We start from the raw sequence: 26,870 nt of genomic DNA on the forward strand, positions 1-26,870 counted from the left end.
TGAAGCGTCATTTCACCGGCGGCGCCGATGAACCCGCTGCGAGCGGTTCGCGCGGGACCGATGTCGATGCGGGCGCGGGGGCGGGGGCCGGTGCGGGTGTGGGTGATAAACCCGGCGCATCGTCGAGCAGCGACTGACCCGGCTGCACACGTGTGAATTGCACGCGACGTCGGCTCGTTTCCAGTTCGCCATCGCGCATGCGCAAGCACATATACTCGGATGTTTCCAGATCGCCCGCGTCAGGGAAGTCTTCACGGAAATGCGCGCCGCGCGAGTTCTCGCGCAGCAGCGCTGATTCGGTGATCGCGCGGCTCACGAGCGTGAGGTTCTGCAGATTCAGCCAGTCGTGCCACGAGAGATTGAAACGCAAGTCGCGGCCATCCACCCCCGTGCGTGCGAGACGCGCTTCGATATCCAGCAAGGCATCGCGTGCGCGCGTCAGCCCCCGTGCATCGCGCAGAATCCCGACATCGTTCCACATCAGGTCGTAAAGCGTTTCGCGGATCGCTTCGAGGTCGCCATCTGGCTTGCGCGTCAGCGGCGCGCGACAGCGCTCGATCGCACGCCCGATTTGCTCGCGATCCGCTTCTTCGCTGCGTCCGTAGCGCGGCACCCATTGCGCGAGCGTCTCGCCCGCAATGCCGCCGAACACCGTCGAATTCGCGACGCCGTTGCCGCCCAACCGGTTAGCGCCATGCACGCCACCCGCATCTTCACCCGCGACGAACAGGCCCGGCAGCGTCGTCGAGCAATCCGCCTCGAACGTCACGCCGCCCATCATGTAGTGTGCGGTCGGCACGACTTCGACCTGGCCGCCCGCTAGATCGAAACCGCAATCCGCGCAGCGCTCGACCATGCCCTTGAAGCGCTGCCGCACCGAGTCGGGCCCAAGATGATCCATGCGCAGATAGACGCCGCCGTTCGGCGTCGCATTTCCCGCGCGCAGTTCGCGGAAAATGCTGCGCGACACAATATCGCGCGTCGCGCGTTCGCCGCGCGCGTCGTAGCGATGCATAAAGCGTTCGCCATCGCCGGTGAGCAGGTAACCGCCGGCGCCGCGCAGCCCTTCTTCGAGCACCGTGCCCGTCATCCGCGTGTGGGTACCGGCCAGCAGCCCGGTTGGATGGAACTGCACCATTTCCATATCGCGCAGCGTAAGGCCGGCGCGCAACGCCATCGCCATCCCGTCGCAGCTCTTGTCGCCGCTTGGCGTGTGGTACTTGTACATGGTCGGGCCGCCGCCGGTTGCGAGCAGCACGGCCTTCGCGCGGACGAACACAAACTCGCCGCTGCGCATATCGATCATCAGCACGCCGGCGAGCGCGCCACCCGACTCGGTTTCGATAAATTCGACCGCCCGATGTTCTTCGAGCCGCGCAATGCCGCGCGCCCACACCTGTTCAGCCAGCCGGTTGATGATCTCGATACCGGTCTGATCGCCCTTGTGCACGGTGCGATCGAACGTCTGCCCGGCGAACGCCTTCTGCTTGAGCGTGCCGTCCGGGTTACGGTCGAAGAAGCAGCCGAGCTCGTTTTCCAGTTCGTGAATGCGTTCGACCGCGCGCGTCACGAGCGTCCACGCGAGGTCCTGATTCGATAACCACTTGCCGCCTTCGATCGTATCCATGAAGTGGCGTTCGATCGAATCGCCTTGCGCGAGCGCGACGTTATAGCCGCCCTGAACCATGCGCGTGCAGCCGCATTTGCCGAGCAGCCCCTTTACCGCGATTGTGATGCGCAACTGCGGCGCCGCTGTATGCGCATGCAGCGCGGCGAACAGGCCCGCGCCGCCGCTGCCGAGAATCAGGATGTCGGTTTCGTACTGCTTCATCTGCGTGGCTCCAGGGTCCTGTCCACTCTATGGCTCTATGGCTCGATGCGGTGCGTGCTATGGACGCGGCGGCTACGGGCGCACGCCGAGCGACGCGAGCACCTTGTCCCGCCTCGCCAAGGTGTTCTGCTGCACCGTCGTATAGACACTGCCACCATGGCTATCCATCGCGACCAGCAACGGCCCGAATTCGCCGATCCTGAAGCGCCACAACGATTCAGGATTCAGATCGTCGAGATCGACGTCTTCGATCTGCTCGATCCACGTCGTCTCCAGTGCCGCAGTCCCGCCGACAATCGCGAGATACACGCCGCCATGCTTCACGAACGCATCGCTCGAGCCTTTCGCGAGCCCACCCTTGCCGATCACGATGCGAACGCCGTACTGCGCCATCAACGGTTCGGTAAAGCGCTCCATGCGCATCGACGTCGTCGTGCCGATGCAGATCGGCTCGTAACCCGCCGGATTGGCGTCCGATACCGGCACGCGGCGCACGTTCGGCGCGGTATGGATCACCGCATGACCGTTCAGATCGAAGCGCGTCTTGCGGCCACGATCGAACATATGAATCTGCGTGGCGTCGCGAATGCCGAACAGCGTGCTGGTTAGCGTCACCATGTCGCCGATCTTCAATGCGCGAATCTGCGCTTCGGTAACCGGCATCTGCAGTGTGTGGTGCGTCATCGATCAGGTCTCCTCGCAGCCGGCATCGTCAGAAGCCGTACTCGACTTCACCGCGCGTCAACGTCGCGCGTGCGCGCCGCGCCGAATGGCATTGCATGTTCACCGCGACCGGATTCATCGTGATATGCGTCGCGGCCAGTTCGACGTGCACGGCGAATGCGGTCGCGTCGCCGCCCAGCCCTTGCGGTCCGACGCCGAGTTGATTCACCGCGGCCGACAGTTCCGCTTCGAGCGCTGCCGCGTGCGCGTCGCTATTGCGCGTACCGAGCGCACGCGTCGCGGCGCGCTTCGCGAGCCATACGCATAAGTCGGACGTGCCGCCGACGCCGACTCCAACGATGGTCGGCGGGCAGGTCTTGCCGCCCGCGTCGACCACACAGTCGATCACGAAACGCTTGATGGCATCGATCCCGTCGGCCGGCGTCGCCATCTTCAGAAACGAGTTGTTTTCGGAACCGCTGCCCTTTGGAATCATCTCGATCACGAGCGTATCGGCGGTCGAATCGAAGTCGATATGGATCGCCGGCATCAGCGGACCGCACGACGTCTGCTCGTTTTGTCTCGTGAGCGGATGCACGACTGACGAGCGCAGCGGATGCTCGCGCGTCGCGCGCTCGCAGCCGCGCCGGATCGCGTCTTTCAGCGCGACGCCATCGAGCGCGAGCCCCGCGCCGATCGTCACGTTGTAGATCGGCAGGCCGGTGTCCTGGCACAACAGGTTGTCCGCGCTTTCCGCAACGCCGATATTGGTGCGCATGATGCCAAGCACGCGGCGCGCGGTATCGTCGGTTTCCTCGCGTTCGAGGCGCGCGATGCCATCCTTGATATCCGGCGGCAATTGCTTCAATGCGCGAATGTAAAGCTGCTTCGCGACTTCTTCGACTTGCTGCATGTCCATCGGGTGGTCTCCATCGCGCCGATTAACCTGCATCCGCGCTGGCGCGTTTGGTGGGTAGCGGCTCACAACGTCAATGACAGTGCGAATGCCAGGCCAATCACGAGCGCGCCCCCGGCGGTGGCCGCAATCAGGTCCTTGCGCAGGCCGCTCCATGGCCGGTATTCGATCAGCAAAATTCGCACGCCGCCGATCAGATGCGCGGCCAGCAGCGTGACAAGTCCCCATTCGGCAAATACAAACGCCGGCTGTCGCGTCACTGCGAGAAACGAATCGAACGCCGCGGCGCCGTGCAATGCGGTGCCGAGCGCCCAGAAATGCATCGGCAGGAAAATCGCCAGCGCGAGTCCGGACAACCGGTGCACGAGGAATGCCCACCATGCGGGGTGATTGCGCGCACGCGCATCGGCGCGCCGTCCCGGTGTCTTGCGTTGACCTGCGGCCGCGCCGCCGCGCCATGCGTCGATGTCGCTCATATCGGACCTCCGGTCAGCGCGAAGACCGCGCGCAAGCCGGCAAATGCGAGCATCAGGCCGATCAGCACGCTGGCCGCGAACACACTGGCACCGCGCCAGCCGAGCCACTCCTCGGCAATGCGCCGCAAGCCGACCGGCACATGCGCGGCGGCCGCCAGCACGAACACCGCATAAAACAGAGCCCAAACTACATTGCCATGCAGACGCGCAAGAATGGCTCCCGCGGACAGACCGCCATGCGCGACGACGATCATCGTGATCAGATGGACGCTCACGCACAGTGCGAGCACCATCGCCGAAATGCGCTGCACACGCCAGCCGCTGATTGCCGCTTTCATTCGCCTGCTCCTTGCGGCGCCTTGCCGTTCAGGCGCTTCAGGCCCGCGATGCTGGCGGTCGGCGCAAGCGATTTCGGGCAGCGTTCGGTGCACGAGCCGAGCGTATGACACGAATGGCAACCCGCATCGTTCGACACCGCTGCGATCCGCGCGTGCTGCTGGATATCGCGGACGTCGTTGACGAGCGTCCACGCGCGATTGAGCGCTGCCGGCCCGAGATAGTCAGGATTCCACGCGACGACATCGCAGCTCGCGTAACACACGCCGCAGCCGATGCATTCAATGCCTGCGTCGGCGGCCCTGCGTGCGGCGGAGGCCGGGTCGACAGGCGTTACCGGCTCGGCGCGCGTGCGCGCGCCGGCGAAATAGCCCTTCGCGTCGCGCCATTTGTCGAAGAAGCCGGTCATATCGACGGCGAGATCCTTGACCACCGGCAAGTGATTGAGCGGCGCGATCTCGAGCACGTCGTCCGCGTGGCGCAGCACTTTGGTCACGTGCGTGCGGCAAGTCCAGCGCGCGCGGCCATTGACCGTCATCGCGCATGAGCCGCACATGCCGACGCGACACGCGAATCGATACGACAGCGTCGCGTCGAGATGTCGCTGAATATGAATGACAACGTCGAGAACCGTCTGGCTCTCCATGCGGGGCACGTCAAAGCGCTGAAACTCGCCTTCGTCCGCACCGCGCCAGACGTTCACCTTGAGTTGTGTGGGGCTCGCGCTTCGCATTCTGACCATTCGGGTTCGCGTGATAGCGAAGCCAGTCTAAGATGCGTGCGCCATGACTGAAAGCCAAAGATTTTTGCGGCGAGCATAAGGAATTGTTTCGCTCGGGGCGACGCGAGACGTCACAAATGGAGAGGTGATCCGATCACGGTGCCTCAGCCATATTGCGTACCCAGATGCCGAAATTCTCGTTTTCGAACTCGTATGCCTCTCGGGGCGACTTGAGGACGATATTTTTCCCGGCGAGCCGCGCTAGCGCGCGTTGGACCTGAGTCGCGCCTAGTGCGCCGACGCCCAGTTTTTCCTTGAGCGCATTGAGCTTGTCGCGCGAGAACGGCCTGAAGGCCGGATTGCCCGCAATCTCCCGCACCAGCAGGCGTTCTAGCGCGCTTAACGAATCCCAGGTGGTTTCGTGGCCCTCTGCGCCGGCCAGCTTGTCGAGTTGAAGCGCCACCGCAGCGTCAAAGGACATGCGTGGCTGCATCATCAACGTGATCGCCACTTCGAGCAGCGGTTCCGGGCGGCAGTGAAAGCGCGCAAACGCGGCCTTGGCTTTTTGCAGATTGAGTTTGCGCGAGGTTGCCGCGGCAAACCGGGCTGCAACGAATTGCACGAACGCATCGTCCAGTAGCGGGAAGTCCTGTAAAGGGTTAGCCGCGGAATAGAGCGGCGCGCGCGTGTCCGTGAACACATGCCCGAGCTGCGTGCGCGAGGACCCGGTGAAGACAACGCGGAGCTTGTCCTTGTGCTTCGTTAGCGCCGTGCGCAGCGCACGCGCCACGTCTTCGCCTTCCTCGCTTCGCCCCAAAGACTGAGCTTCGTCCACCAGCAGCAGCACTGGCTTGCGCCGGGCGAGTCGACCGAGCATTTCGTCGAGCTGTAGTGCCGTGTTGGCTGCCGCGAGCTTCTTGTCGTCGCTCAGCTCGATCGCGCCTTCGATCGACGTACCGGCAATTTCCGCCTTGCCCTTTAACGATTTGACCGACGGCATCAACCGGGCTTTCAGCTTCGTTGCAAGCGTATCGGGCTCCTGCGGCGACTGTAGTGCATGAACCAGCGCGGCGCCCGGCGCTTGTCGTGTTTGCCAAAGATCGGCATAGACAACCAGATAGCCCATCTGCTGAGCGGCTGGCGCCAGGTCCTGACGCAAAAACACCGTTTTCCCGGTGCGGCGCGGCGCAAAGATGGTCAGCGATGTCAGGATGCCCGAGTTGAGCGCGCTCAGGTAAGCCTGCGCGAGTTCCGGGCGCGGGAAGTGCCACAGCTCAGTCAGTTTCACGGGATTACACGAAATTATCAGTGACTTGTGTAATTATACAGACCAGCGATAATTTCGTGTAGTGCAGCTGGCGCCTGCCGGTGCGTCGGGCCGGGATGCCCTGTCCTTCCGGGCGTACCGGCGTCGCCTGTGGCCCGCTCAGGCCACCTGCCGATAGTAGAGATTCTGCGGGTGACGTGCCTCGGCAAAGAAGAACCACCGCTCCGCAACCAGCCCCGCATACTGAATCGCACACGCCGCGCATAACAGCACGGCCGACAGCGCAATGGGCCCCACACTGGCGCCCAGCGCGATCAGCACGAACGGCACCGGGAACGCGGTGATCAGAAAAGTCCATTTGATTCGCTGAAGCGTTTGCGGCGTCTTGCCATGGAAGAACTCACGCAGATTGAACGCGCCCGCCGTGAAGCCCCGCGATTTCTGCACGACCTTCGCCGCCCGAATGCCTGTCGCGCTTTGCACCGTCGATTTCGGCCGCAGGCGCGCATTGCGTCTGAGCGACGCGATACGCGCCAGCCCACCCGCAAGCGTCAATACGCAGGCGCTCACCGCCAGCCCCGGCACCAGCGCCGGCGCGGACCACGCGGCGCTGGCACTCGCCAGCGTGAAGCCCGACGCGCAACCGAGCAGCACAAAATTCACCATCGTCAGCGGCGTCGCCCATTCCTGCAGGAAACGCAAACACGCGTAGATCATCGACGTGCAGACGAATAGCACGCCGCTTGCGAGCACACCCAGCGCGCCGAGCGCGAGCGAATACGGCGCGTCGAACGCATGCGCGAGCCCATACGCGAACGCACAGGCCAGAAACACTGGCAACGCCAGACATTCGCGCGACAACCATGATGTGCGCCACATCGCAATCGCGCGCCACGCGCGCTCCGGATGCCCGAGGTGGAAAAACGATGCGAACAGGCCAAGCACGCCGAGCACGACCGACAACGCCGCGCCGACGATAAAGAACAGCTGCGCAGGCATCGCGATCAACCCAAGGTGGGCGGCAAGCTCGACGCCAAAGAGCGCGATCATCAAGCCCTGGCCCGCGCCGCACAACGTGGTCAGAAATACAACTGAAAATGCTGGATTCATCGTACAGGTCCCCCAATCCTTTTGTTAGCGTGTTGCATCACGCGCTCATTCAGCCACTACACGCGCGTCGCCATCGACGCGAGATCGACAAGCCCCTGTTCGAGCGCCCCCGCAGGCGTCCCGTCGGCTACGCTTGCGTCACCCGAGCCGCACGAGCACGACCCGCTGCCGCACGCAGTCGTCTTCTGCCGCGGCAGATAGTGATTCGCCGGACGCGTGCCCCACTCCGGCATCAGCTGATACCCGCCGCGTTCGCGGATCGCCTTCGACACCACCGACTCAGGATCGTGAATATCGCCAAAGAGCCGCGCCGATGTCGGGCAAGCAAGCACGCAGGCCGGCTTGCGGTCGCGTTCAGACAGGTTCTCGTTGTGAATACGGTCCGCGCACAGTGTGCATTTGGTCATTTCCTTGCGGTCTTCGTCGAGCTCGCGTGCGCCGTATGGGCACGCCCATGCGCAGTACTTGCAGCCGATGCACCGGTCGAAATCGACCAGCACGAGGCCGTCTTCCTTGCGCTTGTAGCTTGCCCCGGTCGGACAGACGGGCACGCACGGCGGGTCCTCGCAGTGCAGGCACGACTTCGGAAAGTGGATCGTATCGGCGAGCGGAAACTCGCCGGCCTCGAACGTCTGCACACGGTTGAAGAATGTGCCGGACGGATCGGCGTCATACGGTCGCGCATCCGACAGGCTGCCCGCCTCGCCGGACGTGTTCCATTCCTTGCAGCTCGTCACGCATGCGTGGCATCCCACGCAGACGTTCAGATCGATTACGAGCGCCATCTGGGTCATCGGGGGTTCCTCATCCAATATCTTTCGAAGGCTTGGCCGAGCGGCGCAAACGTGCCGCGAACTCGCCACGTCCCGCGAAATAGGTCTGCACGATGCGCTTCAATGTGCCGACCGAACCGGGCAACGGTGGCATCGGCGCGAACTGCGGCAGTGTGTGATCCGCGTCCGCCTCAGCCGGATAGACGCGCACGCGCACGTCGTACCACGCGGCCTGGCCAGTGATCGGATCGGAGTTCGAGATACGCGCGGGCCCCTGCGCGCCCGCCGCGCGACTGGCGTCCGGCAGTTCGTCGGTGATCAGGTGATTCAGCAGGAAGCCACGCTGCGATTCGTTCGCGTCCAGGCCCAGATTCCACGCGCCCGCCGCCTTACCGATCGCATTCCACGTCCATACCGTGCCCGGCTCGACCGCTTCGCTATAGCGCGCCATACAGCGCACCTTGCCCCATTGCGATTCGACATAGATCCAGCCGCCGTCCTCGATGCCCTGCTCGCTCGCCATGCGCGGATTCATGAACAGATAGTTTTCGCCGTGAATCTGCCGCAGCCACGCGTTCTGCGAGTCCCACGAGTGATACATCGCCATCGGCCGTTGCGTAACCGCCGCGAGTGGATAGCGCGCGAGATCCGTCGTGTCTCGTTCGAGCGGTTCGTACCAGAACGGCAGCGGGTCGAAGTAGCGCTCGACGCGTGCGCGCAGATGCGCGGGCGGTTGACGTCCTTTCGTTTTGCCCTGCGCGGCAAGCCGGAACTTCTGCATCACATCCGAGTAGAGCGCGATCACAATCGGCTCCGGAAACTTGCGAAAGCCCTTTTCGACTGCGAATTGCAGATACGGACCGTTCTGGCCGCGCATGTACTGCAGCGTCTCGGGCAACGTGTAGTGGAACACGCAGTTGTGTTTTGCGTATTCGTCCCATTGCCGCGGGTTCGGCTTGCCGACCAGCGCATCGGTGCCATCCTCGCCTCGCCAGCCGATCAGGAAGCCGACGCCCGAGCCGGGCGCCGTTTCATGACCGATGATGAACTCCGGATAGTCGCGATACTTGCGCGTGCCGTCCGGCTTCGTGAACGCCGGCAACTTGAGCCGGCTGCCGAGTTCGATCAGCACTTCCTGGAACGGCCGGCACTCGCCGGTCGGCGGTACCACGGGCACGCGCACCGAGTCGACCGGTCCGTCGAATTCGGAGATCGGCCGGTCGAGCATCGACATCGCATCGTGGCGCTCGAGATACGTCGTGTCCGGCAGGATCAGATCCGCAAACGCGGTCATCTCCGACTGGAATGCATCGCACACGACGATAAACGGAATCTTGTACTCGCCGTTGTCGTGCTTGTCGGCGAGCATCTTGCGCACTTCGACGGTGTTCATCGACGAGTTCCATGCCATGTTGGCCATGAAGATCATCAGCGTATCGATCGGGTACGGGTCGCCGCGCCACGCGTTCGTGATCACGCTATGCATCAGGCCGTGCACCGCGAGTGGGTACTCCCACGAAAACGCCTTGTCGATACGCACCGGCGCGCCGTTCTCGTCGATGAACAGGTCTTCCGGCGCGGCCGGCCAGCCGAGCGGTCCGGTCGCGAGCGGCGTGTTCGGCTTGACCGCGTCCGGGGTATTCGGCGGTTTGGCGGACGGCGGCACCGCGCGCGGGAACGGCGACTTGTGGCGAAAGCCGCCGGGCCGGTCGATCGTGCCGAGCAGCGACATCAGCACCGCCAGCGCGCGGATCGACTGAAACCCGTTTGAATGTGCAGCGAGACCGCGCATGGCGTGAAATGCGATCGGGTTGCCGGTCATGGTGTCGTGCGTTTCGCCCCACGCGTCGGTCCAGCGAATCGGCAGCGTGATCTTGTGATCGCGCGCGGTATCGGCCATCTCGCGTGCAAGACGCCGGATCGTGTCGGCGGAAATGCCAGTAATTTGCGCCGCCCACTCGGGCGTGCACTCCGCGGCGCGTTCGCGCAGCAGCGCGAACGACGGTGTGACCGGCGTGCCATCTTCGAGCGTATAGCGGCCATCGAGCGCGGGCGTCGCGCCGGGCGTGTGGTGCAGCACCGCGCGCTGGTTTGCGTTATCCCACCACAGATGGTTCTGCGGAAACAGAGGATTGCTTTCGCGTGCATCGCCGTCGTGCACGAACAGGCCGAATTCGTCGCTTTGCTCATTCATGTTCAGCAGTTCGGCCGCGTTCGTATAGCGCGCGACGAACTCGCGATCGAAGCTGTCGGTCGCGAGCAGTTCGTGAATCAGCGCCATGAAGAGTGCGCCATCGGTGCCGGGGCGGATCGGCACCCACTCATCGGCAATCGCCGCATAGCCGGTACGCACCGGATTGATCGCGATGAAACGGCCGCCCGCGCGCTTGAACTTCGAAATCGCGATCTTCAGCGGATTCGAATGGTGATCTTCGGCGGTGCCGATCATCAGGAACAGCTTCGCGCGGTCGAGGTCGGGGCCGCCGAATTCCCAGAACGAACCGCCGATCGTGTAGATCATGCCGGCCGCCATGTTGGCCGAGCAGAAGCCGCCGTGCGCCGCGTAGTTCGGCGTGCCGTACTGCTTTGCGAAGAGGCCGGTCAGCGCTTGCATCTGGTCGCGCCCGGTGAATAGCGCGAACTGCTTCGGATCGGTCGCGCGCAAGTGCGCAAGACGCTTTTCGAGGGTCGCCAACGCGACGTCCCACGACACCGGCTCGAACTGCGCGGTGCCGCGCTCCGCATTCGCCTTGCGCATCAGCGGCTGGGTCAGGCGCGCCGGCGAATACTGCTTCATGATGCCCGACGAGCCCTTTGCGCAGATCACACCCTGATTCAGCGGATGCTCGGGGTTGCCGTCGATATAGCGAACCTCGCCGTCACGCAGATGCACGCGGATGCCGCACCGGCACGCGCACATGTAGCAGGTCGTGGTCTTGACTTCGAGTTGCTCGTTTTGCGTACGCGCGCGATGTTCCATGCTTGCCTCATTACCTCGCAATGTCCATCCGAAATACCAGACGAGAGTCTGAATTTCATCGTAGAGGCGTTATAAGCAAATGAAAAATCGTTATTTCGAATCGATTGTATCGACGCGACTGATAGTTTTCAGCGAAGCCCTGAAACGCCCACCCGACAAGCCGATACGGGCGAATCACCCCCGAAAATCCTCACCTTTTCGAGGATCGGACGCGAAGCATGGAAAGGAATTTGAATGGTTTCGCAGCGCGTGTCACGCGCTGAGCAAATAGCCCGTGCGTGTCGGCTGTGTGCCCGTCACGCGGCCAAGCGCCGCGCCGGCCGTTACGAAACGGATTGCGCGCCGCATATACAGCACGCCATCGTTACGGCTGACGATCGTTGTGGTCGCATCGGTCAGCGGATCGACGATATCGAACAGTGCATCGCCCGCGCGCACCGTCGCGCCAACTTCGGCACGATGCACAAGAATTCCGCTTACCGGGGCGACCAGTTGCTCGCTGCCCGCAAGCGGCGTCGCGGGCATCGGCAAATCGGGCAACGGCTTCGGATCGCCGTGCAATGCGCGGCGCCAGATCAGGTAGTCGATTAGTGCATCGGCGTCCTGCTGCGCGACTTCATACGACACATCGCGCTGGCCGCGACATTCGACCGTCACCGCGAAGGTGCCGATACTGACCGGCTTACTGGCTGGCAACGACTGCTGCAATTGATGCCAGAAGAGACTGTGCGCTTCATCGAATGACTGGCCGCCGGAATCGTTCGCGAGCATCGACGCGCGCGAGCCGAGATAGCGCGCAAGCGGCTCGAATTCAGGCCAGCCGGTTTCGTTCGTATAGATATGCATCGCGGCCTCCTGCGAGCAATGCAGGTCGATCACGAGGTCCGCATCGTATGACAGTTTGAGCAACTCATGCTGCAACGATTCGAACTCGTTCCGCGGGGTGCGGAATTCGAGCTCGTCGCGCATCAATTGGCGGACAAGGCGGCGGTTTTCGAGCGGATCGGCGCCGAGCGCATCTTTCGCACGATCGATCACGCGATCGAACGGCAAAAAATGGCGATTGAAGTTCTTGCCGCTATCGAGTTCGAAACGGCCGACGAACTGACCCAGCACGTATTGCGAGAGTCCTATCGGATTGGCCACCGGCACGAGCACGACTTGCGCAGCGAGCGCGTGTTGCGCTTCCAGTTCGAGCAGGCGGCGCTTCAGTAACACCGCGGTCAGCATCGCCGGCGTTTCATCCGCATGCAACGACGCCTGAATGAAGACTTTCTGGTCGCTGTGCGCCGGTCCGAAACGAAACACCGTCAATTCACGGCGCGTGCCGATCGCAGACGATACAAGCGGAATCGATTGCTGGTTCATGTAGCGCTGCCGATCAGATAAAGGTCGGCGTCATGCTACGGCGGTTCCGCTATTAAGTCACGATGCTTCCCGAAAAGCCTCACCGTTACGCGTTTGCCTTCGTCGGATACGCGCCGCCTGCGTCGTCGTCGCGCCGCCGGATCGCCGCAGCTCCAGCGGACTGGTTTGCCGCGACGGTGCCGGGAATCTCGCGGCCGCGCAGCGAGCAGCCGGCAGTTTCCTTGACGAACAACAGTGCGACCATCCCGACCACGCATGCGGCCATCATGTAGTACGCGGGAATCAGTGTGATGCCGGTGTGCGCGATCAGCCAGTCGCTGGCCATCGGTGCGGTGCCGCCGAACAGTGACGTCGATACGTTGTATGCAATCGCCATCCCTGCATAGCGAGCCTGCGTCGGGAACATCGCGGGAAACATCGCTGAAATGCTCGCCAGTTGCGGTACGTACAACAGGCCGAGCACCGCGAAGCCGATCAGCGCACCGGTCGTGCCATGCGACATCAACGTAAACATCGGCACCGCGAATACGAACAGGCCAACCAGCGAGATCCACCATACGTTTTTGCGGCCGATGCGATCCGACAGTGCGCCCGAAAACGGCAGCAGCACCATCATCGACAGCATGCCGATCAGCGGCACGAGCAACGACATGTTGTCGCTCATATGCAGTTGCGTCTTCATGAACGTCGGCATGTACGCGAGCAGCACGTAGTTGACTACGTTCAGCGCGATCACGAGTCCGCCCAGCAGCAGCATCGGCTTCCAGAATTGCACGACCAGCTGCTTGAGCGGCAGACCGGTGCGCTCTTCGTGATGCGCTGCTTCCGCGACCTCGCGGAACACCGGCGTATCTTCGAGGCGAATCCGCAGATAGAGCCCGATCATCCCGAGCGGCGCGGCCACGAGGAACGGCAACCGCCAGCCCCATGCGTGCATCGTATCGCTGCCGAGCGCGAGCGAGCAGCCGAGCATCAGGAACGCACCTAGCGAGAAACCCGCGAGCGTGCCGAATTCAAGGAAGCTGCCGCACAGTCCGCGCCGGTGGTCCGGCGAATATTCGGCCATAAAGGTTGCCGCGCCGCCGTACTCGCCACCTGTCGAAAAACCTTGAATCATCCGCAGCACGATCAGCAGTGCCGGCGCCCACCAGCCGATCCGCTCGTATGACGGCAGCAGGCCGACGCACAGCGTGGCGACCGACATCAGGATGATGGTCAGCGACAGCACGTGCTTGCGCCCGACGCGATCGCCTACCGGTCCCCAGAACAGGCCGCCCAACGGCCGCACGAGGAACGAAATGGCGAACGTCGCGAGCGCGAACAACGTCGCTTGAGCCGTACTGCCAGGAAAAAGTGCGGCCGACACATAGGTCAAACCGTAGCTATAGATACCGTAATCGAACCACTCGGTGGCATTGCCCATCGCCGACGCGGCAATCGCACGCCGCAGCGAACAGCGAGGCTTCGGTGGAGCGGTATCTTCCATCAATGGTTGCGCGTAGCTCATTGATCGTCATCCGTAGAACGTGAACCGGCCGGTGCCGCACAGGACATCGGGCTGTGATTCACGATACAGATCACCAAATTAATCTCAGGTGTTCCAGGACAATCGGCGCGCTGGGGTTTTCCCGCACATGCGGCCCGCTAACCACGCCGGTGCGGCGACGCCGCACCTTGGTGCAGCGTGCGTGCATAAGGGTGCGAGTTGCTGCGTAACGTGTTTTACCGCGCATGCAGCAGCAACGTGCAATGCCAGAATCGCAAGGGTTTTTCCGGAGCGTCGATCAGCACGACAATCCGCCGGCTGGCCACTCCTTTGCGAACGGAAACGTCCAATGAAACGCGTCGCCCTTGCGATTTGCATGATCGCCTTCTGTTGCGGCACGCTTGCCGCGTCTTCCTCCACGGTCACCGCAACCGGCGTCGTCGCGCTCAGCACCGAGAAGATCCTCGATTCGATCGGCGTCAACACGCATATCAACTACACGGACGGCGCGTATGCCGATGTCAGCAAGGTCGGCGACCGGTTGCAATGGCTTGGCGTCACGCATATTCGCGAGTACACGCCGGGGCATTCGACGCCGTTGTCGTCCTATGTGTATCTCGCTCGACGCGGCTTCAAATTCACGTTTATCGTCGACGACGACGTCGTGGGTTCGATCGACAAATTCCGGCAGATCGAAGCGCAGGCGCGAGGCAGCGTCGTCGCGATCGAGGGCTTCAACGAGATCAACAACTGGCCGGTCAAATACGCTGGGCTCACGGGCCAGGACGCGGGCCTCGCCGGACAGAAGGCAATTTATGAGCGCGTGCGCAGCACACCATCGCTTTCGCAAGTGCCCGTGTACGACCTGACCGGCTACGACCCGAAGCCGGTCAAAACGCGCGCCGGATCGGCCGACTTCACGAACAGTCATACGTACCCGCAGAACGGCCAGCAGCCGAACTACGATCAATGGGGCAGCGTATGGATCGACTGGGCCTTCGCAGAGGTGCGCAAGTTCAAGCTGCCGATGGTGATGACCGAGTTCGGCTACTTCACGATGCCGCAAAGCGGCTGGTACGTGATCGGCGTCGATGAGGCGACGCAGGCCAAGGGCACGCTGAACGGTCTGCTCGATGCGGTGAACACCGGCATCTCACGCACGTATATCTATGAACTGCTCGACGAAAAGCCCGACCCGCAGCATCGGGATATGGGCATGCACTTCGGACTGTTCAATTTCGATCACAGCCCGAAAGCGTCGGCGCGTGCGCTGCGAAATTTCATCCTGATCCTGAAAGCGAACGACAAGGTCGCCGTGAACGAATCCGCGAATGGACGCATGTCGTTCACGCTATCGGGCTGGCCTGTTTCCGCGCAACGGATGCTGATGCAGAAGAAGGACGGCCGCTTTGTGCTCGCAATGTGGAACGAAGTGCCATTCTGGAACCGCGAAACCGGCAAACCGATCGATTCGCCGGCGGTCAAGGTGCCGCTGGAGTTCGGCAAAACCGCGCGTGTGGTCAACGTCTATGACCCGCTAGCGGGTACTGCGCCGACTGTTACGCAACGCAATGTTGCGCAGATGACGATCGATGTGCCGGACCATGTGGTGCTTGTCGAAGTGACCTTTCCGGACTAGCGTCCGATCCGGCCAGACCGCGCACTGTCTTATCCTTCGCCGATACGCACCGGCAACTCGGTTTTATATTGCACGCATCGCAATGTAATCGACGTGCTGACGTCGCGCACGCCATCGATTGTCGCGAGGCGTGTCATCACGAACCGTTCAATACCGGGGATGTCGCTCGCGACCACGCGCACCACGTAGTCGTATGCACCGGTCATCAGATAGCACTCCATCACCTGTTCGCAGGCGAGGATCTCCCGTTCGAATGCGGCCAGCCTGTCGGCGCTTTTTTCCAGCGACACGGACACATACGCGCTGATCGGAAACCCGGCCTTCTCCTGATCCAGCAGCGTCACGTATTGCTTGATCACGCCCGCCTCTTCCATCACGCGAATGCGCCGGTACATCGGCGACGGTGAAAGGGCGAGCGACTCCGCCAGCTCAGACGCTTTCGCATGTGCGTCGCGCTGCAGCGCCTGCAAAATCGTCACGTCTGTCTTGTCCAGTTTCATTGAGCAAATTGTCCTGTGGTACGGAAAAAGTCGAACTGTGCTAAATCGGCGCTGATTTCCCCGCGAACTTTGGCACAAATCAAGCGTGCCGGCTCGCTAGAATTTTGCTGATGCTTCCCTGAACGAAAAAGGAAATTCGCATGCTCTTATCGAAAAAGAATCTTGATGGAAAAGCCGCGCTCATCACGGGCGGTTCACGTGGTATTGGCGCGGCCATCGCGAAGCGGCTCGCCGCCGAAGGCGCAAAGGTTGCGATTACCTACTCGGCGTCGCAAGCGGACGCCGGGCAGATCGTCGAGGAAATACACCGTGACGGCGGTCACGCGATGGCGCTGCATGCGGACAGCGGCGATGTTGCGGCGCTGCAATCCGCAGTATCGACCACCGCGACCGAATTCGGGCGTTTCGACATACTTGTCAATAATGCGGGGCTACTCCGTACGGGCGTGATCGACGAGATTCCAGTCGACGATATCGACCAGATGCTCGCGGTCAACGTGCGCGGCCCGCTGGTGGCGATCAAGGAAGCGCTGCGATTCATGGGCAAAGGCGGCAGAATCATCAACATTGGCAGCATCACGAGCGACTATGTGCCGATTCCCGGCGCCTCGCTGTATGCGTGTACGAAAGGCGCGATAGCAAGTATGACGCGGGCGCTCGCGCGGGACCTCGGCGGCGCCGGCATCACGATCAACAATGTTCAGCCCGGGCGGATCGATACCGATATGAACCCCGCCAACGGCCCGCTCGCGGAACGCATTCGCGGCTCGATCGCGCTCGGCCATTATGGAGACCCCGAGGATGTCGCGAATATGGTCGCGTGGCTGGTCAGCCCGGAAGCGTCGTTCGTCACGGGTGCCAGCATCAAGGTGGACGGCGGCACGAGCGCGTGACGTCGTACGAGCTGCCGCGCGCGGGCGGTCGGCCCGCGGTTGCGGGTGCGCGTTCATCGCGTTCTTACTGACGGGCACCGCGCATCACGAAGCCCACCAGTGCACCCACCACACACAGCACGGCCACATACAGTTGCGGCGCGTCCGGATTCGACTTCAGCATCAAGGACACCGCGATAGGCGTCAGCCCGCCGAACACCGCGTACGCAATGTTGTAAGAGAACGAAATACCTGAGAATCGTACCGTCGGCGGAAACGCTTTAACCATCGCGACCGGAATCGCCGCCACCGCGCCGACAAAAAAGCCGGTCACCCCGTAGTAAGGCACCAGCGATGACGGATCGGCCGCGACGTGCATCATCATCAGGTAGTACGACACCGCGAGCAGCAGGCAACCGACGAAAATCGTACGTGCCGCGCCGAAGCGCCCCGCGATCGAGCCGAACACGATACAGCCGAACGTCAGGCACAAGGTCGCGACCGAATTCGCCGCGAGCGTGGTCGACGCATCGAGATGGAAACGCTTTTGCAGCAGCGTCGGCGTCATCAGGATCACGACGACGATCGCCGCGGTCAGCGTCCACGTGAGGATCATCGAGACCAGCACGACGCCGCCATGGTCGCGAATCACCGCTTTCAACGGCACTTCGGCCGCGAGCGACTTGCTCTGCTGCATGTCGATAAACACCGGCGTTTCCTGCAGCCAGCGGCGCATGAATGCAGCCAGCAGACCGAACAGGCCGCCGATCAGAAACGGAATGCGCCACGCGAACGCAACGATTTCATCATGCCCATAGTGGTGCGTGAGCGCCGACGCAATCAGCGAGCCGAGCAGAATGCCGGCGGTCAATCCCGCCGTGAGCGTGCCGCACGCATAACCGACATAGCGCTGCGGCACATGCTCCGACACGAACACCCACGCGCCCGGCACTTCGCCGCCGACCGCCGCGCCCTGCAACACGCGGCACACGAGCAGCAGCACCGGCGCGACGAGGCCCACGACGTCGTAGGTTGGCAGCAGACCCATTAACAGCGTGGGCAACGCCATCAACAGCACGCTTAGCATGAACATCCGCTTGCGCCCGATCAGGTCACCGAAGTGCGCCATGATGATGCCGCCCAGCGGACGCGCGATATAGCCGGCCGCGAAAATACCGAACGTTTGCACCTGGCGCAGCCAGTCCGGGATCGATTGCGGAAAGAAAAGCTGTCCGATGACCGCCGCAAAAAACACGTAGATCACGAAATCGTAGAACTCGAGCGCGCCGCCGAGCGCGGCCAGCACGAGTGTCCGATGGTCGCTGCCCATCAACGGACGGTGAGGAATAAAAGGGACTTGTGTTTCAGGGGTATTCATCGCTGAAGGGCTTTTCCGCATGACGACACGATCGGTGTCCAGCCGTCCCGCGCGCCAACCAGCCGCAGACAGAGGACATCAGATAGTGACAACACCTTGCGTGCGGCATTATTCCCTGCATGCCAGTTTTTTGACTGTGCGTAGCCGATAGACGTCATCGCCCATCGAAAGGAGCGCGAAAGAAAAACGGCGAATCAGTCTGCCGACTGTCCGCCGTTCTAACCTTCGCTGCGTTCGATCGAGCCGCTAATGCAGGGCCGGGCCTATACAGCGACCTTCAATTGAGCCTGCTTACGCGCGCCGCGTCGCCAGTTCCGCGCCCTGGCGCAGCGCTTCGAGCAGACTGCCTTCGTCCGCAATGCCTTTGCCCGCGATATCGAACGCGGTACCGTGATCGACCGATGTACGCACCACCTGCAACCCGACCGTCACGTTAACGCCCGCTTCGAGGCCGAGCACCTTCACCGGCCCATGGCCCTGGTCGTGATACATCGCCACGACCAGATCGAAATCGCCGCGCCCCGCGCGGAAAAACAGCGTATCCGCGGGCAGCGGTCCTTCGATATTCCAGCCGCGTTCGCGCAATTCGAGCACCGCCGGCACGATTTTCTCTTCTTCCTCGCCGTAGCCGAACAGACCGTTTTCGCCCGCGTGCGGATTGATGCCGCACACGGCGATGCGCGGATTCGCAATGCCCGCTTTCACGAGCGTCGCGTGGCCGCGCTCGATCGTGCGCTTGACGAGGCCTGGCTCGATCTTGCGAATCGCGTCGATGATGCCAATGTGCGTGGTCACGTGAATCACGCGCAATTGAGGCGCGACCAGCATCATCGAGACTTCGTCGACGCCGGTCAGGTACGCGAGCATCTCGGTGTGGCCGGGGAACTTGTGGCCGCCCGCATGTAGCGCTTCCTTGTTGAGCGGCGCGGTACAGATTGCGTCGATCTCGTTCCTCTCCGCGAGGTCGACTGCGCGCGCGATGTACTGGTACGCGGCGTCGCCGGCGACCGGCGACAGTTTGCCGAACGGCAGATCGGCGGGAATCAGGCCCAGGTCGATACAGTCGATCGTGCCGAGTTCATAGTGCGCGTCGGCCGCACGCTCGATGCGACGCACCTTCGCGGGGCTGCCGACGATTTCCGCCGCACGCTCGAGCCGTTTCGCGTCGCCGATCACAAGCGGTCGGCACTGTTGATAAACCGTTTCATGCGCGAGGCTCTTGACGATGATCTCGGCACCCACGCCGGCGGCGTCGCCCATCGTGATGCCGATTACGGGGAGATAGTGGCTCATGGCTTCCTGATGCTTCAATGTTCAGAGGGATGTTCGTTTGCGGTCGCGGCTTCACGGCACGGCTCGTGATGACGCTGACTGCCGGACGCGCTGTGACCCGCGCCGTGACCCGTTGCCTGCGCGCGCTCCTGCATGCCGCGCAGATGCAGCCATGCGCCATACAGCGCATGCTCGCTGCCGAAGGCGCCGGCCTTGGTGACGATCGTGAGCCGCCGTGCGTCGTCCGATGGTTGCGCGACCGCGACGCCCGGCTCGACTTCGGACAGCAGTTCGAGGCTGCCGATGCCAGCGGCGCCCAGCATCGCGCGTGCGGTTTCGCCGCCGGTCGCAATCAGGCCCGCGATATGACCGATGTGCGGTTCGACGAGCGTGGCGAGTGCCGTCGACAATTGCGCGCCTTCGGCCGGGTCGAACGCGTCGTCGCGGCCGATCCGCACCAGCAGATCGGCGCCGGCCGCGAGCGGCGCTCCGATCTTCGCCTGCCAGGCTGCGCTGTCTGGATGCTTCGCCACATCGCGCAGCACCGCGGGCGGCACAGTCAATTCGGCCATGCCGGTACGCTCGCGCAGCAGCGCGCATTGCGCGCCAGAGACGGCGGACAGGCTGCCGACTAACGTCAGAATCGGGCCCTCGCGACGCACCGGCGAAATGGGTGCGGGCGCGTCGACGTCAAACAATGCGGGCAGCGCGGCGAGTTCGCGCGCGAGGCCTCCGGAGCCGACCCAGAAGAACGCTTCGCGCAGCGCAAGCGTTGCGCGCGCCAGCAGGTTCAGGTCCGCTTCGCTTTCCGTGTCGACGATCAATGCGTGCGCGCCGTTATCGGTGTACGCGGCAATCGTCTGCGCGAGTGCGTCGGGTTGCATGCTGCGCAGGCGATCGACGGCGAGCTGCGCGGTGCGCAAGCCGGCCGCTTCGAGCATCGGCTGCAAGTCGGCGGTCTGGCCCGCATGCTCGAGCTGCCACGTGTCGGTTTCGCCGAGCGGCACGCCGCGCACGTAGACGCGGCCGTCGCGCACCGTGCGGCCGGTGGCCGGGAACGCCGGCGCGACAATCGCCAGACCCGCCAACGGCTGCAGTGCCGCGACTTCGGCGACCCAATTGCCACGCAGTGTCGAATCGATCTTCTTGTACAGGCGGCGTGTCGACGTGCGCACGCTTGCGTCTTGCGCTTGCGCTTCTGTACCGGTACCACCGAGCGCCCGCCACGCTTGCGATGCACGGGTTGCGGCATCGGCGGGCGCGAGGCGGCGCGAATCGGTATCGAGCGCGATCACGGCGGCGCGGCCGGCCGCCGCATCATGCGCGGCCTGCACTGCTTCGTCCGCGCCGAGCGCGACGACCGTGCGACGCCCGGCGTTGGCAAAGCCGATTGCGCAATCGGCGGCACCGGACAGGTCGTCCGCGACGATCAACATGCTCACTGCACCGCCTCCCGGTTGCGTTCGACGCGCTGCCCAGCCTTGCGCTTCGCGACTGCCGCGGTCAGGATCGGGCACACGATCGCGGTCACCACCACGCACGCGGCGACGAGCAGCGTCGCACTCTTCGCGGCGTCCGCGTACACCGGGTTGGCCGCGGCGATCAGCGCGGGCACCGCCGCCGCGTTACCCGCGGTATTGGCCGCCGAGATGCCGGCCACGCCAGTGCCGTTCGTCAGACGATCGATGAAGTAGAGCGGAATGCCGGTCACGATCACCACGGCGAAACCAAGGCCGATGCCGAGCAGGCCGGCTTGCCAGACCTTGTGCAGATCGAGACCGGCACCGAGTGCGAGCGCGAAGAACGGGATCATCACCGGCACCGCGCGGCCGAGGAACTCGCGCATCTCGCGGTCGAGGTTGCCGAGCAGCATGCCCAACGCGAGCGGCAGGATGCTGCCTACCAGTGTTTGCCACGGAAATGCGGACAGCCCGGCGACGCCGAGCGTGACCATCGTCAGGAACGGACCGGATTCGAGCGACATGATCGAATACGCGCCGACGTCTTCGGAGCGGCCGTACTGACCCATCAGCGCCATATACAGGCCGCCGTTCGTGTCGTTCATCGCGGCGACGACCGCGAGCGTCGATAGTCCGGCGAAAAGACCGGATGTGATCGGCCGTTCACCGAGGAAGTGGCCGAGCACGACACCGACGACGATCGCCGTGCCGACCTTCGCGGCAAACAGCGCACCGCCCTTCTTCACGATATATGGCGTCGCCTTCACGTCGATGCTCGCGCCCATGCAGACGTAGAACACCGCGAGAATCGGCAGTGCGCCGGTGAACAGCGCATTGGTGAACGAACCGAAGAACTTCGGCATGTCCGGCACGAATGTCGCGACCAGCGCGCCGAGCAGCAGCGGTACGATCATCATCCCGCCGGGCACGCGCTCGATTGCGCGCTTGATACGAATTTGAGCCATTTGAGGTGTCTCCGGATTGACTAAGGCTTAGCGATTCGATCATTATTTTGACTGATTCGATCAATTTGAAGTTTAAGGCGTGCTGACGGATCGTGCAACCTTGAGCGCGCCGAGGGTTTACGCTTAGGCATGTTTCTTCAGGGTTTTGTCGGTGACATCGACGAATCCGCGGCGCACCTCGGAGCGCTCGCGCAGCACGCGCGGCCTTGCCCTCAAAATGATCGATTCGCGCAAAATTGGCGGCAGGGTTTGCGCGCCATGCTTAGCTGGGGCGGCGCCTCGCAGTATCGCCTGCGATGCGGTTTGCGTGTCCGCGCCCGCGCTTCGCTAAACTACGCGGCCTTCGCGCAATGGCCGTGCCGCAGACGTCCTTGATCACGGAGCACCATGAAAGTAGCAAACCGTCGTGAGGCAATGCTTAAAGCCGTGCTGTCGGGTATGACCGATGTCGGCGCGCTGTGCGAGCACTTTGGCATGTCGGAGGCGACGGTGCGGCGCGACTTGCGCGCACTCGCCGAAGACCACCGCATCGTGCGTACTTATGGCGGTGCGGCCGCGCCGGTGGGTATGCATGAACCGGAAGAATCGCTGGAGACGCGCCGCCAGAGCTTTCGCGAACAGAAGGAAGCGATCGCGCGCGTGGCGGCGGCTCAGGTGCAGGACGGGGATACGATTTTTCTCGATGGCGGCACCACTACCGCGGCGATGGCGCGGTTGCTGGCTGGCCGGCGCGATTTGCGGGTCGTGACGAATAATCTGCTCGTGATCGGCGTGCTTGCGGCGAGTGATATTGCGGTGACGCTGATCGGCGGAGATGTCAGGCCGTCGAGTATGAGTACGCTTGGGCCGATCGCGCAGCTCGCGCTAAGCCGGGTTTCGGTGGATAAGGCGTTTCTGGGTGCGGACGGCGTGGTGGCCGGACGCGGGCTATGTGAGGCGAGCACGGAGCAGGCTTATTTGAAGGAGTGCGTGATTCGCCAGGCGGCTAGCGTGTTTGTACTGGTGACGTCGAATAAGCTCGATCATGCGAGTCAGCAGCATTGGACGCCGCTGGAGCGGGCGTGGACGCTTGTTACCGATGCGACGCGCGATGCGCCGGTGCTGGCGAGTTTTGGTCGCCATAGCGAGGTGACGGTGTTAAGTGCGGGCGCGGAGTAAGTGCAACGCGGAGTTAACGCAGCCCGCTATTGTCGGGTGCAGCGGGAAATAAATACGGCGCGAGGGGAAGACTGTTCTCATAGGTTCTCAAGAGAAGGCCGCTGCCCGTAAAGACAGCGGCCTTTCGGCGGAACTTGACAGCATGGGACGATGTGGGTCTGCAACAACGGCGCTCTACGCAATTGAAGCGCTTATCCGCTCCGCGCTTACGCCCATTTGCGCCGGGCTGTCATTGTTAACTGCTGTTACTGCACCGGCGACGCAGTACTCGGCCGCGCCAGCGTGTTATTCACCCCGTACGCAGTAGCAGCCGGCGCCGCACCATTCGCACTCTTCTGCGCCCCCGAATTCGACGCCCCCCCGCTAGTGCCGCTATCCGAGCCGGTAGCGCCCGGCGTGCCATAGCCGTTCGTCGCATTAGCAGCAGGCGCAGCCGCAGCCACCGGCGACACCACGCTCGGCGTCGCCAGCGTATTGTTCTGTGCAAAAGCGCCGCCCGACAGCGCGAGTGCGGCGACTGCCGCGATTGATGTGCCGATTACCTTGTTCATAGATTCGCTCCTCCATGATTGGGCTGAAATAGACGCAGCCGATCGCCATTTGCGCGACCACGTATTGAGCAATCCGCCACCGCCCGTGCTCTTATCCGCATTGACACGATGCGCGTCGCGGAGAGCATTTCGTCTGCGCCCGGCAGAATCCGCCGCTGTCCTGACTGGCGGCCGCGGCAACTTGATCGCTCGATACCAAGGCCTATGCAAAACACCTAATAGGGTCTGATTGTCTTAAGCACTTCCACCATAGTATAGGTCAATTACCGAGAGCCTGCTGACGGCCAGTCACAACTGCCGATTCAAGAAATGCACGGAACGCAACGGCATATCGCTGGCACACCGACACGTAGAATCGGTTTTCGGACGTGATTATTCCCAGCAACCTGCCCATCGCCGCGGTGCGAAAGCTGGTACGATCGCGAACCGTCGGCGCTGCTGTCCAGCGTCGAGTTGTCTCGCGTCGCGCTCATGCCAGGTAGTGACGCTGCTGGAACGATCCCTATCGCCGCATGAATATCCGTCCGCTCGCCGCAGCGCAGCGCCACTCGCGCGCACTCAGGCCCGCTGCCCTCCTGCCAGTTCAGGAGCGACGCTCTTGAGCAAATCTCTCAAACGCCACACGGCGACGTTGCTGGCTGTGCTCGGCGTCGGTCTGGCCGCGGGCGCGCCTTTTGTTCTGGGTTCGCACCAGTCGTTTGCCGGCCTGCGAACCCTCTCGCTGCACATCTTCCTGGTGTTAGCGTCAAGCGCCGCTGCAAGCGCGCTGGGTAAGGCCGGCAAGCAGTACCTGATGCAATCGGCGCTAGGATTGCGCCTGCCTTTCATGCGCACGTATGGAATCGCGCTGGTCACCGACTCTGCCTTCCTCGCCTCGCCGCTCGGTGCAGCGGGATATGGCGTCAATATCGGCTTGCTTCAGCGCGCCGGAGCCTCGTGGGCGACTGCCACGACGGTCGTCGGTGCGGACCAGGCGCTCGATCTGGCTTTCTTGTCGGTGACGGTGCCGCTCGCGATGGCGTTCGCTCTCGGTCCGCTAGCTCAGGTCGTGCCGCGGCCGGACATCGCTGTCGTCGTCGAAATGCTGGTAACTGTCGCGATCCTTATTGTCACGTTATGGACGTGTCGCCGGAAAATCTCGAGCGCGCTAGATGCCGCGTGCGACCGCATACAATGGCTCGGCGCACTGCGATCCCGCTGGGACAAGTTCCGCGACAGCGTGCATCAGCAAGCGAAGCTGCTGATGTCAGGGTCTCGCCACCGGGTTGCCGGCTTGCTGCTGTTTACCACGCTGCAATGGCTGCCGCGCTATGGCGTGCTGTGGTTCGTGCTGGTCGAACTCGGTTACCGGTTACCGCTCGGTTTCGTGATGGCGGTGCAGGCTGTGGTTCTGCATGCCGCCCTTTGGACAGGGATCCCAGCCGGCGGCGCCGCTGGCGACCTGGCGCTCGCGGCAGCATTTGCCAACTGGGTTCCGCAAGATGCAATGGCGACTGCGCTGGTCCTTTGGCGCTTCGCCACGCTTTATTTCCCACTGATGCTCGGTGCCGCGGCCTTCTTCGCGCTTGCCTGGCGGCGGCGCGCGGCAATGCCCGCCACCGAATAACCAGCTCCAAAGCGAGCGGACATTACTCCGCGCCAACCCGCTCGCTGAGTTCGGCCACATCCGCGCGGGTGCCCGGCGCGCGAAGACTCGAGATCGCCACGATACCGAGCACCGCCAGCACCGCGCCAAACCAGAAGTCGCTCGGAATGCCCACGCGATCGACAATCGTCCCGCCGACCGACGACCCGACCGCAATCGCGACCTGAATAATCGCGACAAACATCGCCGACCCCGCTTCCGGCAGATCGGGCGTCGCACGCTGGATCCACACGCTCATGCACAACGGGATCGCGCCGAACGCGACGCCCCATGCCATCACCATCGCCGTCACGGCAAACGCGGATTGCTTGAGCAACGGCATGGTCAACAGCGCGGCGAGGAGCAATACGGCCATCGTCAGCAGCGCGCCTTTCAGATTGCGCCCGACCACCGTCGACACCGCGAAATTCGACACGAACCCAATAATGCCGAAGCCGAGCAGCACCCACGTAATGCTCGATACGCTAAAGCCCGCATCGCGCAACAGGAACGGCGCGATATACGTGTAGGACGAGAAGTGCGCACCAAAAACGAGCGAGACCATCAATAAACTTCTGCGCGGATGCGCGCGCCGCACGAGTTCGACCAGGTCCGCGAAACGCAATGCCGCGCTCGACGGCAGCGACGGCACGAGCGCGATTTGCGCAATCAGTGCAACCGCAACCAGCACGCCGGACGCCATAAACGATGCGCGCCACGACGCAAGCTCCGAAATCAGCGTGCCAAGCGGTACACCGATCACCGTCGCGCAGGTCACGCCCGCGAGAATCGCCGCAGTCGCGCGCGCGGCCTCGTGCAGTTTCACAAGTCGCCCCGCCGCCGCGAGCGCGAGCGTCCAGAAGCCGCCGAGGCTCGCACCAAGCAACGCACGGCCCACCAGCATCAACGTAAAAGTCGGCGCGAACGCGGAAATCAGATTCGACGCGAGCAGCATGATCGATAGCGCGATCAGAATGTAACGGCGGTCGATACGGCCCGCGCCGAGCATCATGCCCGGCGCGGAAAGCGCCGCGATCACGCCGGGTGTCGTCACCATCAGGCCGGCGGTGCCGGGCATCACGCCGAGATCGCGCGCGATCTGCGGCAACAGGCCGACTGGCAAGAATTCAGTGGTCACGAACGCAAACGCGCCGATGGTCACCGAAGCGACCGCGAGCCACGCGCGCAGCGGGGACGAGTCCTCATTTCCCGGCGAGCCATTGCTTGCCGGATTATTGCTTTCGATCATCATGTTAAGGCTGGTGTTGATTGGAACGAACATCCGGGCGTGCCGGTCCGGGCGCTGCCTTTTCGTTATCGCTGCATGAGCTGCGTTTCTTTTATCGCTGCGATATCGCAGGTTTGACGCGCGCGATATTGCCTTTGACGGCATGCGCGTCAACCAATAAACCCTGTCTCCGGAACAGTCTTTCGATACGGGGGTGCGTCACGCAGCGGTGTTAGCCGCGACGCCGAACCCTATAAGAATTGAGTGACAGTAAAGAGAAACACCGTGGGCGCGAA

General features: G+C 63.0%; 24 protein-coding genes. 5 read left to right on the forward strand and 19 right to left on the reverse strand.

All coding sequences use genetic code 11. The features are described from left to right. Nucleotides 1-7: 7 nt before the first annotated feature. The 7 genes from BX592_RS00690 to BX592_RS00720 form a co-directional block, all read right to left on the reverse strand. On the reverse strand, nucleotides 8-1,831 hold the full coding sequence (locus BX592_RS00690; RefSeq protein ID WP_134189717.1) for an L-aspartate oxidase: 1,824 nt from the start codon (nucleotides 1,829-1,831) through the stop codon (nucleotides 8-10). A 72-nt stretch (nucleotides 1,832-1,903) separates the two neighbouring features. After that, the gene (locus tag BX592_RS00695) at nucleotides 1,904-2,515 is read right to left on the reverse strand and encodes a fumarate hydratase C-terminal domain-containing protein (RefSeq protein ID WP_134189718.1); all 612 of its coding nucleotides are present in this window, start codon (nucleotides 2,513-2,515) and stop codon (nucleotides 1,904-1,906) included. A gap of 28 nt (nucleotides 2,516-2,543) precedes the next feature. Then, on the reverse strand, nucleotides 2,544-3,413 hold the full coding sequence (locus tag BX592_RS00700; RefSeq protein WP_134189719.1) for a fumarate hydratase: 870 nt from the start codon (nucleotides 3,411-3,413) through the stop codon (nucleotides 2,544-2,546). 62 nt (nucleotides 3,414-3,475) lie between these two features. Continuing rightward, nucleotides 3,476-3,886 carry a succinate dehydrogenase, cytochrome b556 subunit gene (sdhC, locus tag BX592_RS00705; RefSeq protein ID WP_134189720.1) on the reverse strand — a complete coding sequence of 137 codons (411 nt, stop codon included), beginning with the start codon at nucleotides 3,884-3,886 and terminating at the stop codon, nucleotides 3,476-3,478. Beyond that, on the reverse strand, nucleotides 3,883-4,224 hold the full coding sequence (locus BX592_RS00710) for a succinate dehydrogenase/fumarate reductase transmembrane subunit (protein WP_134189721.1): 342 nt from the start codon (nucleotides 4,222-4,224) through the stop codon (nucleotides 3,883-3,885). The genes sdhC and BX592_RS00710 overlap by 4 nt, the downstream gene beginning before the upstream one ends. Next, the gene (locus tag BX592_RS00715; RefSeq protein ID WP_377681571.1) at nucleotides 4,221-4,964 is read right to left on the reverse strand and encodes a succinate dehydrogenase/fumarate reductase iron-sulfur subunit; all 744 of its coding nucleotides are present in this window, start codon (nucleotides 4,962-4,964) and stop codon (nucleotides 4,221-4,223) included. Before BX592_RS00715 ends, BX592_RS00710 begins: the two co-directional genes overlap by 4 nt. Nucleotides 4,965-5,097: 133 nt before the next feature. After that, complete coding sequence (locus BX592_RS00720) at nucleotides 5,098-5,946, reverse strand: ATP-binding protein (RefSeq protein WP_134189722.1); 849 nt, start codon at nucleotides 5,944-5,946, stop codon at nucleotides 5,098-5,100. A 54-nt stretch (nucleotides 5,947-6,000) separates the two neighbouring features. Here BX592_RS00720 and BX592_RS00725 point away from each other — a divergent pair, with 54 nt between their 5' ends. Next, nucleotides 6,001-6,255, forward strand: coding sequence for a hypothetical protein (locus tag BX592_RS00725; protein WP_134189723.1), 255 nt, complete (start codon nucleotides 6,001-6,003; stop codon nucleotides 6,253-6,255). A 114-nt stretch (nucleotides 6,256-6,369) separates the two neighbouring features. Here BX592_RS00725 and BX592_RS00730 read toward each other — a convergent pair whose 3' ends face one another. The 5 genes from BX592_RS00730 to BX592_RS00750 form a co-directional block, all read right to left on the reverse strand. After that, entirely contained in the window at nucleotides 6,370-7,320 is a 951-nt protein-coding gene (locus BX592_RS00730) for a dimethyl sulfoxide reductase anchor subunit family protein (RefSeq protein WP_134189724.1), read from the reverse strand. A 56-nt stretch (nucleotides 7,321-7,376) separates the two neighbouring features. Further along, nucleotides 7,377-8,114 carry a 4Fe-4S dicluster domain-containing protein gene (locus tag BX592_RS00735; RefSeq protein WP_134189725.1) on the reverse strand — a complete coding sequence of 246 codons (738 nt, stop codon included), beginning with the start codon at nucleotides 8,112-8,114 and terminating at the stop codon, nucleotides 7,377-7,379. Nucleotides 8,115-8,124: 10 nt separating this feature from the next. After that, complete coding sequence (locus tag BX592_RS00740; protein WP_134189726.1) at nucleotides 8,125-11,073, reverse strand: molybdopterin oxidoreductase family protein; 2,949 nt, start codon at nucleotides 11,071-11,073, stop codon at nucleotides 8,125-8,127. 252 nt (nucleotides 11,074-11,325) lie between these two features. After that, the gene (locus tag BX592_RS00745; RefSeq protein ID WP_134189727.1) at nucleotides 11,326-12,441 is read right to left on the reverse strand and encodes a succinylglutamate desuccinylase/aspartoacylase family protein; all 1,116 of its coding nucleotides are present in this window, start codon (nucleotides 12,439-12,441) and stop codon (nucleotides 11,326-11,328) included. 85 nt (nucleotides 12,442-12,526) lie between these two features. Next, entirely contained in the window at nucleotides 12,527-13,948 is a 1,422-nt protein-coding gene (locus tag BX592_RS00750) for an MFS transporter (RefSeq protein WP_134189728.1), read from the reverse strand. Nucleotides 13,949-14,276: 328 nt separating this feature from the next. On the opposite strand from BX592_RS00750, the gene BX592_RS00755 reads away from it, so the two are divergent. Beyond that, nucleotides 14,277-15,566 carry a calcium-binding protein gene (locus BX592_RS00755; protein WP_134189729.1) on the forward strand — a complete coding sequence of 430 codons (1,290 nt, stop codon included), beginning with the start codon at nucleotides 14,277-14,279 and terminating at the stop codon, nucleotides 15,564-15,566. Nucleotides 15,567-15,595: 29 nt separating this feature from the next. Here BX592_RS00755 and BX592_RS00760 read toward each other — a convergent pair whose 3' ends face one another. Next, on the reverse strand, nucleotides 15,596-16,066 hold the full coding sequence (locus tag BX592_RS00760) for an Lrp/AsnC family transcriptional regulator (RefSeq protein ID WP_134189730.1): 471 nt from the start codon (nucleotides 16,064-16,066) through the stop codon (nucleotides 15,596-15,598). A 140-nt stretch (nucleotides 16,067-16,206) separates the two neighbouring features. Between BX592_RS00760 and BX592_RS00765 the strand changes: the two genes are divergently transcribed. Next, complete coding sequence (locus tag BX592_RS00765; RefSeq protein ID WP_134189731.1) at nucleotides 16,207-16,959, forward strand: SDR family NAD(P)-dependent oxidoreductase; 753 nt, start codon at nucleotides 16,207-16,209, stop codon at nucleotides 16,957-16,959. Between the two features lie 64 nt (nucleotides 16,960-17,023). Here the strand turns inward: BX592_RS00765 and BX592_RS00770 are convergent, their stop codons facing one another. The 4 genes from BX592_RS00770 to BX592_RS00785 all read right to left on the reverse strand — a co-directional run bounded on the left by BX592_RS00770 (nucleotide 17,024) and on the right by BX592_RS00785 (nucleotide 22,013). After that, on the reverse strand, nucleotides 17,024-18,316 hold the full coding sequence (locus tag BX592_RS00770) for an MFS transporter (protein ID WP_134189732.1): 1,293 nt from the start codon (nucleotides 18,314-18,316) through the stop codon (nucleotides 17,024-17,026). A 291-nt stretch (nucleotides 18,317-18,607) separates the two neighbouring features. Beyond that, the gene (pdxA, locus tag BX592_RS00775) at nucleotides 18,608-19,609 is read right to left on the reverse strand and encodes a 4-hydroxythreonine-4-phosphate dehydrogenase PdxA (RefSeq protein ID WP_134189733.1); all 1,002 of its coding nucleotides are present in this window, start codon (nucleotides 19,607-19,609) and stop codon (nucleotides 18,608-18,610) included. A gap of 14 nt (nucleotides 19,610-19,623) precedes the next feature. Then, the gene (locus tag BX592_RS00780; RefSeq protein ID WP_134189734.1) at nucleotides 19,624-21,030 is read right to left on the reverse strand and encodes a four-carbon acid sugar kinase family protein; all 1,407 of its coding nucleotides are present in this window, start codon (nucleotides 21,028-21,030) and stop codon (nucleotides 19,624-19,626) included. Continuing rightward, on the reverse strand, nucleotides 21,027-22,013 hold the full coding sequence (locus tag BX592_RS00785; protein WP_134189735.1) for a 2-keto-3-deoxygluconate permease: 987 nt from the start codon (nucleotides 22,011-22,013) through the stop codon (nucleotides 21,027-21,029). The genes BX592_RS00780 and BX592_RS00785 overlap by 4 nt, the downstream gene beginning before the upstream one ends. A gap of 387 nt (nucleotides 22,014-22,400) precedes the next feature. Between BX592_RS00785 and BX592_RS00790 the strand changes: the two genes are divergently transcribed. Beyond that, on the forward strand, nucleotides 22,401-23,171 hold the full coding sequence (locus tag BX592_RS00790) for a DeoR/GlpR family DNA-binding transcription regulator (protein WP_134189736.1): 771 nt from the start codon (nucleotides 22,401-22,403) through the stop codon (nucleotides 23,169-23,171). 245 nt (nucleotides 23,172-23,416) lie between these two features. Here BX592_RS00790 and BX592_RS00795 read toward each other — a convergent pair whose 3' ends face one another. Next, nucleotides 23,417-23,722, reverse strand: a complete 306-nt coding sequence (locus BX592_RS00795) for a hypothetical protein (RefSeq protein ID WP_134189737.1) — start codon at nucleotides 23,720-23,722, stop codon at nucleotides 23,417-23,419. A gap of 481 nt (nucleotides 23,723-24,203) precedes the next feature. Here BX592_RS00795 and BX592_RS00800 point away from each other — a divergent pair, with 481 nt between their 5' ends. After that, nucleotides 24,204-25,328 carry a lysylphosphatidylglycerol synthase transmembrane domain-containing protein gene (locus BX592_RS00800; RefSeq protein ID WP_166676282.1) on the forward strand — a complete coding sequence of 375 codons (1,125 nt, stop codon included), beginning with the start codon at nucleotides 24,204-24,206 and terminating at the stop codon, nucleotides 25,326-25,328. Between the two features lie 22 nt (nucleotides 25,329-25,350). Here the strand turns inward: BX592_RS00800 and BX592_RS00805 are convergent, their stop codons facing one another. After that, a complete protein-coding gene (locus BX592_RS00805) occupies nucleotides 25,351-26,598 on the reverse strand; it encodes an MFS transporter (RefSeq protein ID WP_134189739.1) in 1,248 nt (415 codons plus the stop codon). Nucleotides 26,599-26,870 lie beyond the last annotated feature (272 nt).

The sequence above is a fragment of the Paraburkholderia rhizosphaerae genome (assembly GCF_004366595.1).
GTDB lineage: Bacteria > Pseudomonadota > Gammaproteobacteria > Burkholderiales > Burkholderiaceae > Paraburkholderia > Paraburkholderia rhizosphaerae.

What these genes read in the sequence shown, in the direction of transcription:
- BX592_RS00770 (WP_134189732.1), bottom strand. Translation starts at nt 18,316, where the DNA reads ATGAATACCCCTGAAACACAAGTCCCTTTTATTCCTCACCGTCCGTTG.
- BX592_RS00755 (WP_134189729.1), top strand. Translation starts at nt 14,277, where the DNA reads ATGAAACGCGTCGCCCTTGCGATTTGCATGATCGCCTTCTGTTGCGGC.
- BX592_RS00700 (WP_134189719.1), bottom strand. Translation starts at nt 3,413, where the DNA reads ATGGACATGCAGCAAGTCGAAGAAGTCGCGAAGCAGCTTTACATTCGC.
- BX592_RS00730 (WP_134189724.1), bottom strand. Translation starts at nt 7,320, where the DNA reads ATGAATCCAGCATTTTCAGTTGTATTTCTGACCACGTTGTGCGGCGCG.
- BX592_RS00710 (WP_134189721.1), bottom strand. Translation starts at nt 4,224, where the DNA reads ATGAAAGCGGCAATCAGCGGCTGGCGTGTGCAGCGCATTTCGGCGATG.
- BX592_RS00715 (WP_377681571.1), bottom strand. Translation starts at nt 4,964, where the DNA reads ATGGTCAGAATGCGAAGCGCGAGCCCCACACAACTCAAGGTGAACGTC.
- BX592_RS00725 (WP_134189723.1), top strand. Translation starts at nt 6,001, where the DNA reads ATGAACCAGCGCGGCGCCCGGCGCTTGTCGTGTTTGCCAAAGATCGGC.
- BX592_RS00805 (WP_134189739.1), bottom strand. Translation starts at nt 26,598, where the DNA reads ATGATGATCGAAAGCAATAATCCGGCAAGCAATGGCTCGCCGGGAAAT.
- BX592_RS00795 (WP_134189737.1), bottom strand. Translation starts at nt 23,722, where the DNA reads ATGAACAAGGTAATCGGCACATCAATCGCGGCAGTCGCCGCACTCGCG.
- BX592_RS00740 (WP_134189726.1), bottom strand. Translation starts at nt 11,073, where the DNA reads ATGGAACATCGCGCGCGTACGCAAAACGAGCAACTCGAAGTCAAGACC.
- BX592_RS00750 (WP_134189728.1), bottom strand. Translation starts at nt 13,948, where the DNA reads ATGAGCTACGCGCAACCATTGATGGAAGATACCGCTCCACCGAAGCCT.
- BX592_RS00745 (WP_134189727.1), bottom strand. Translation starts at nt 12,441, where the DNA reads ATGAACCAGCAATCGATTCCGCTTGTATCGTCTGCGATCGGCACGCGC.
- BX592_RS00690 (WP_134189717.1), bottom strand. Translation starts at nt 1,831, where the DNA reads ATGAAGCAGTACGAAACCGACATCCTGATTCTCGGCAGCGGCGGCGCG.
- BX592_RS00760 (WP_134189730.1), bottom strand. Translation starts at nt 16,066, where the DNA reads ATGAAACTGGACAAGACAGACGTGACGATTTTGCAGGCGCTGCAGCGC.
- sdhC (WP_134189720.1), bottom strand. Translation starts at nt 3,886, where the DNA reads ATGAGCGACATCGACGCATGGCGCGGCGGCGCGGCCGCAGGTCAACGC.
- BX592_RS00735 (WP_134189725.1), bottom strand. Translation starts at nt 8,114, where the DNA reads ATGACCCAGATGGCGCTCGTAATCGATCTGAACGTCTGCGTGGGATGC.
- BX592_RS00695 (WP_134189718.1), bottom strand. Translation starts at nt 2,515, where the DNA reads ATGACGCACCACACACTGCAGATGCCGGTTACCGAAGCGCAGATTCGC.
- BX592_RS00765 (WP_134189731.1), top strand. Translation starts at nt 16,207, where the DNA reads ATGCTCTTATCGAAAAAGAATCTTGATGGAAAAGCCGCGCTCATCACG.
- BX592_RS00785 (WP_134189735.1), bottom strand. Translation starts at nt 22,013, where the DNA reads ATGGCTCAAATTCGTATCAAGCGCGCAATCGAGCGCGTGCCCGGCGGG.
- BX592_RS00790 (WP_134189736.1), top strand. Translation starts at nt 22,401, where the DNA reads ATGAAAGTAGCAAACCGTCGTGAGGCAATGCTTAAAGCCGTGCTGTCG.
- pdxA (WP_134189733.1), bottom strand. Translation starts at nt 19,609, where the DNA reads ATGAGCCACTATCTCCCCGTAATCGGCATCACGATGGGCGACGCCGCC.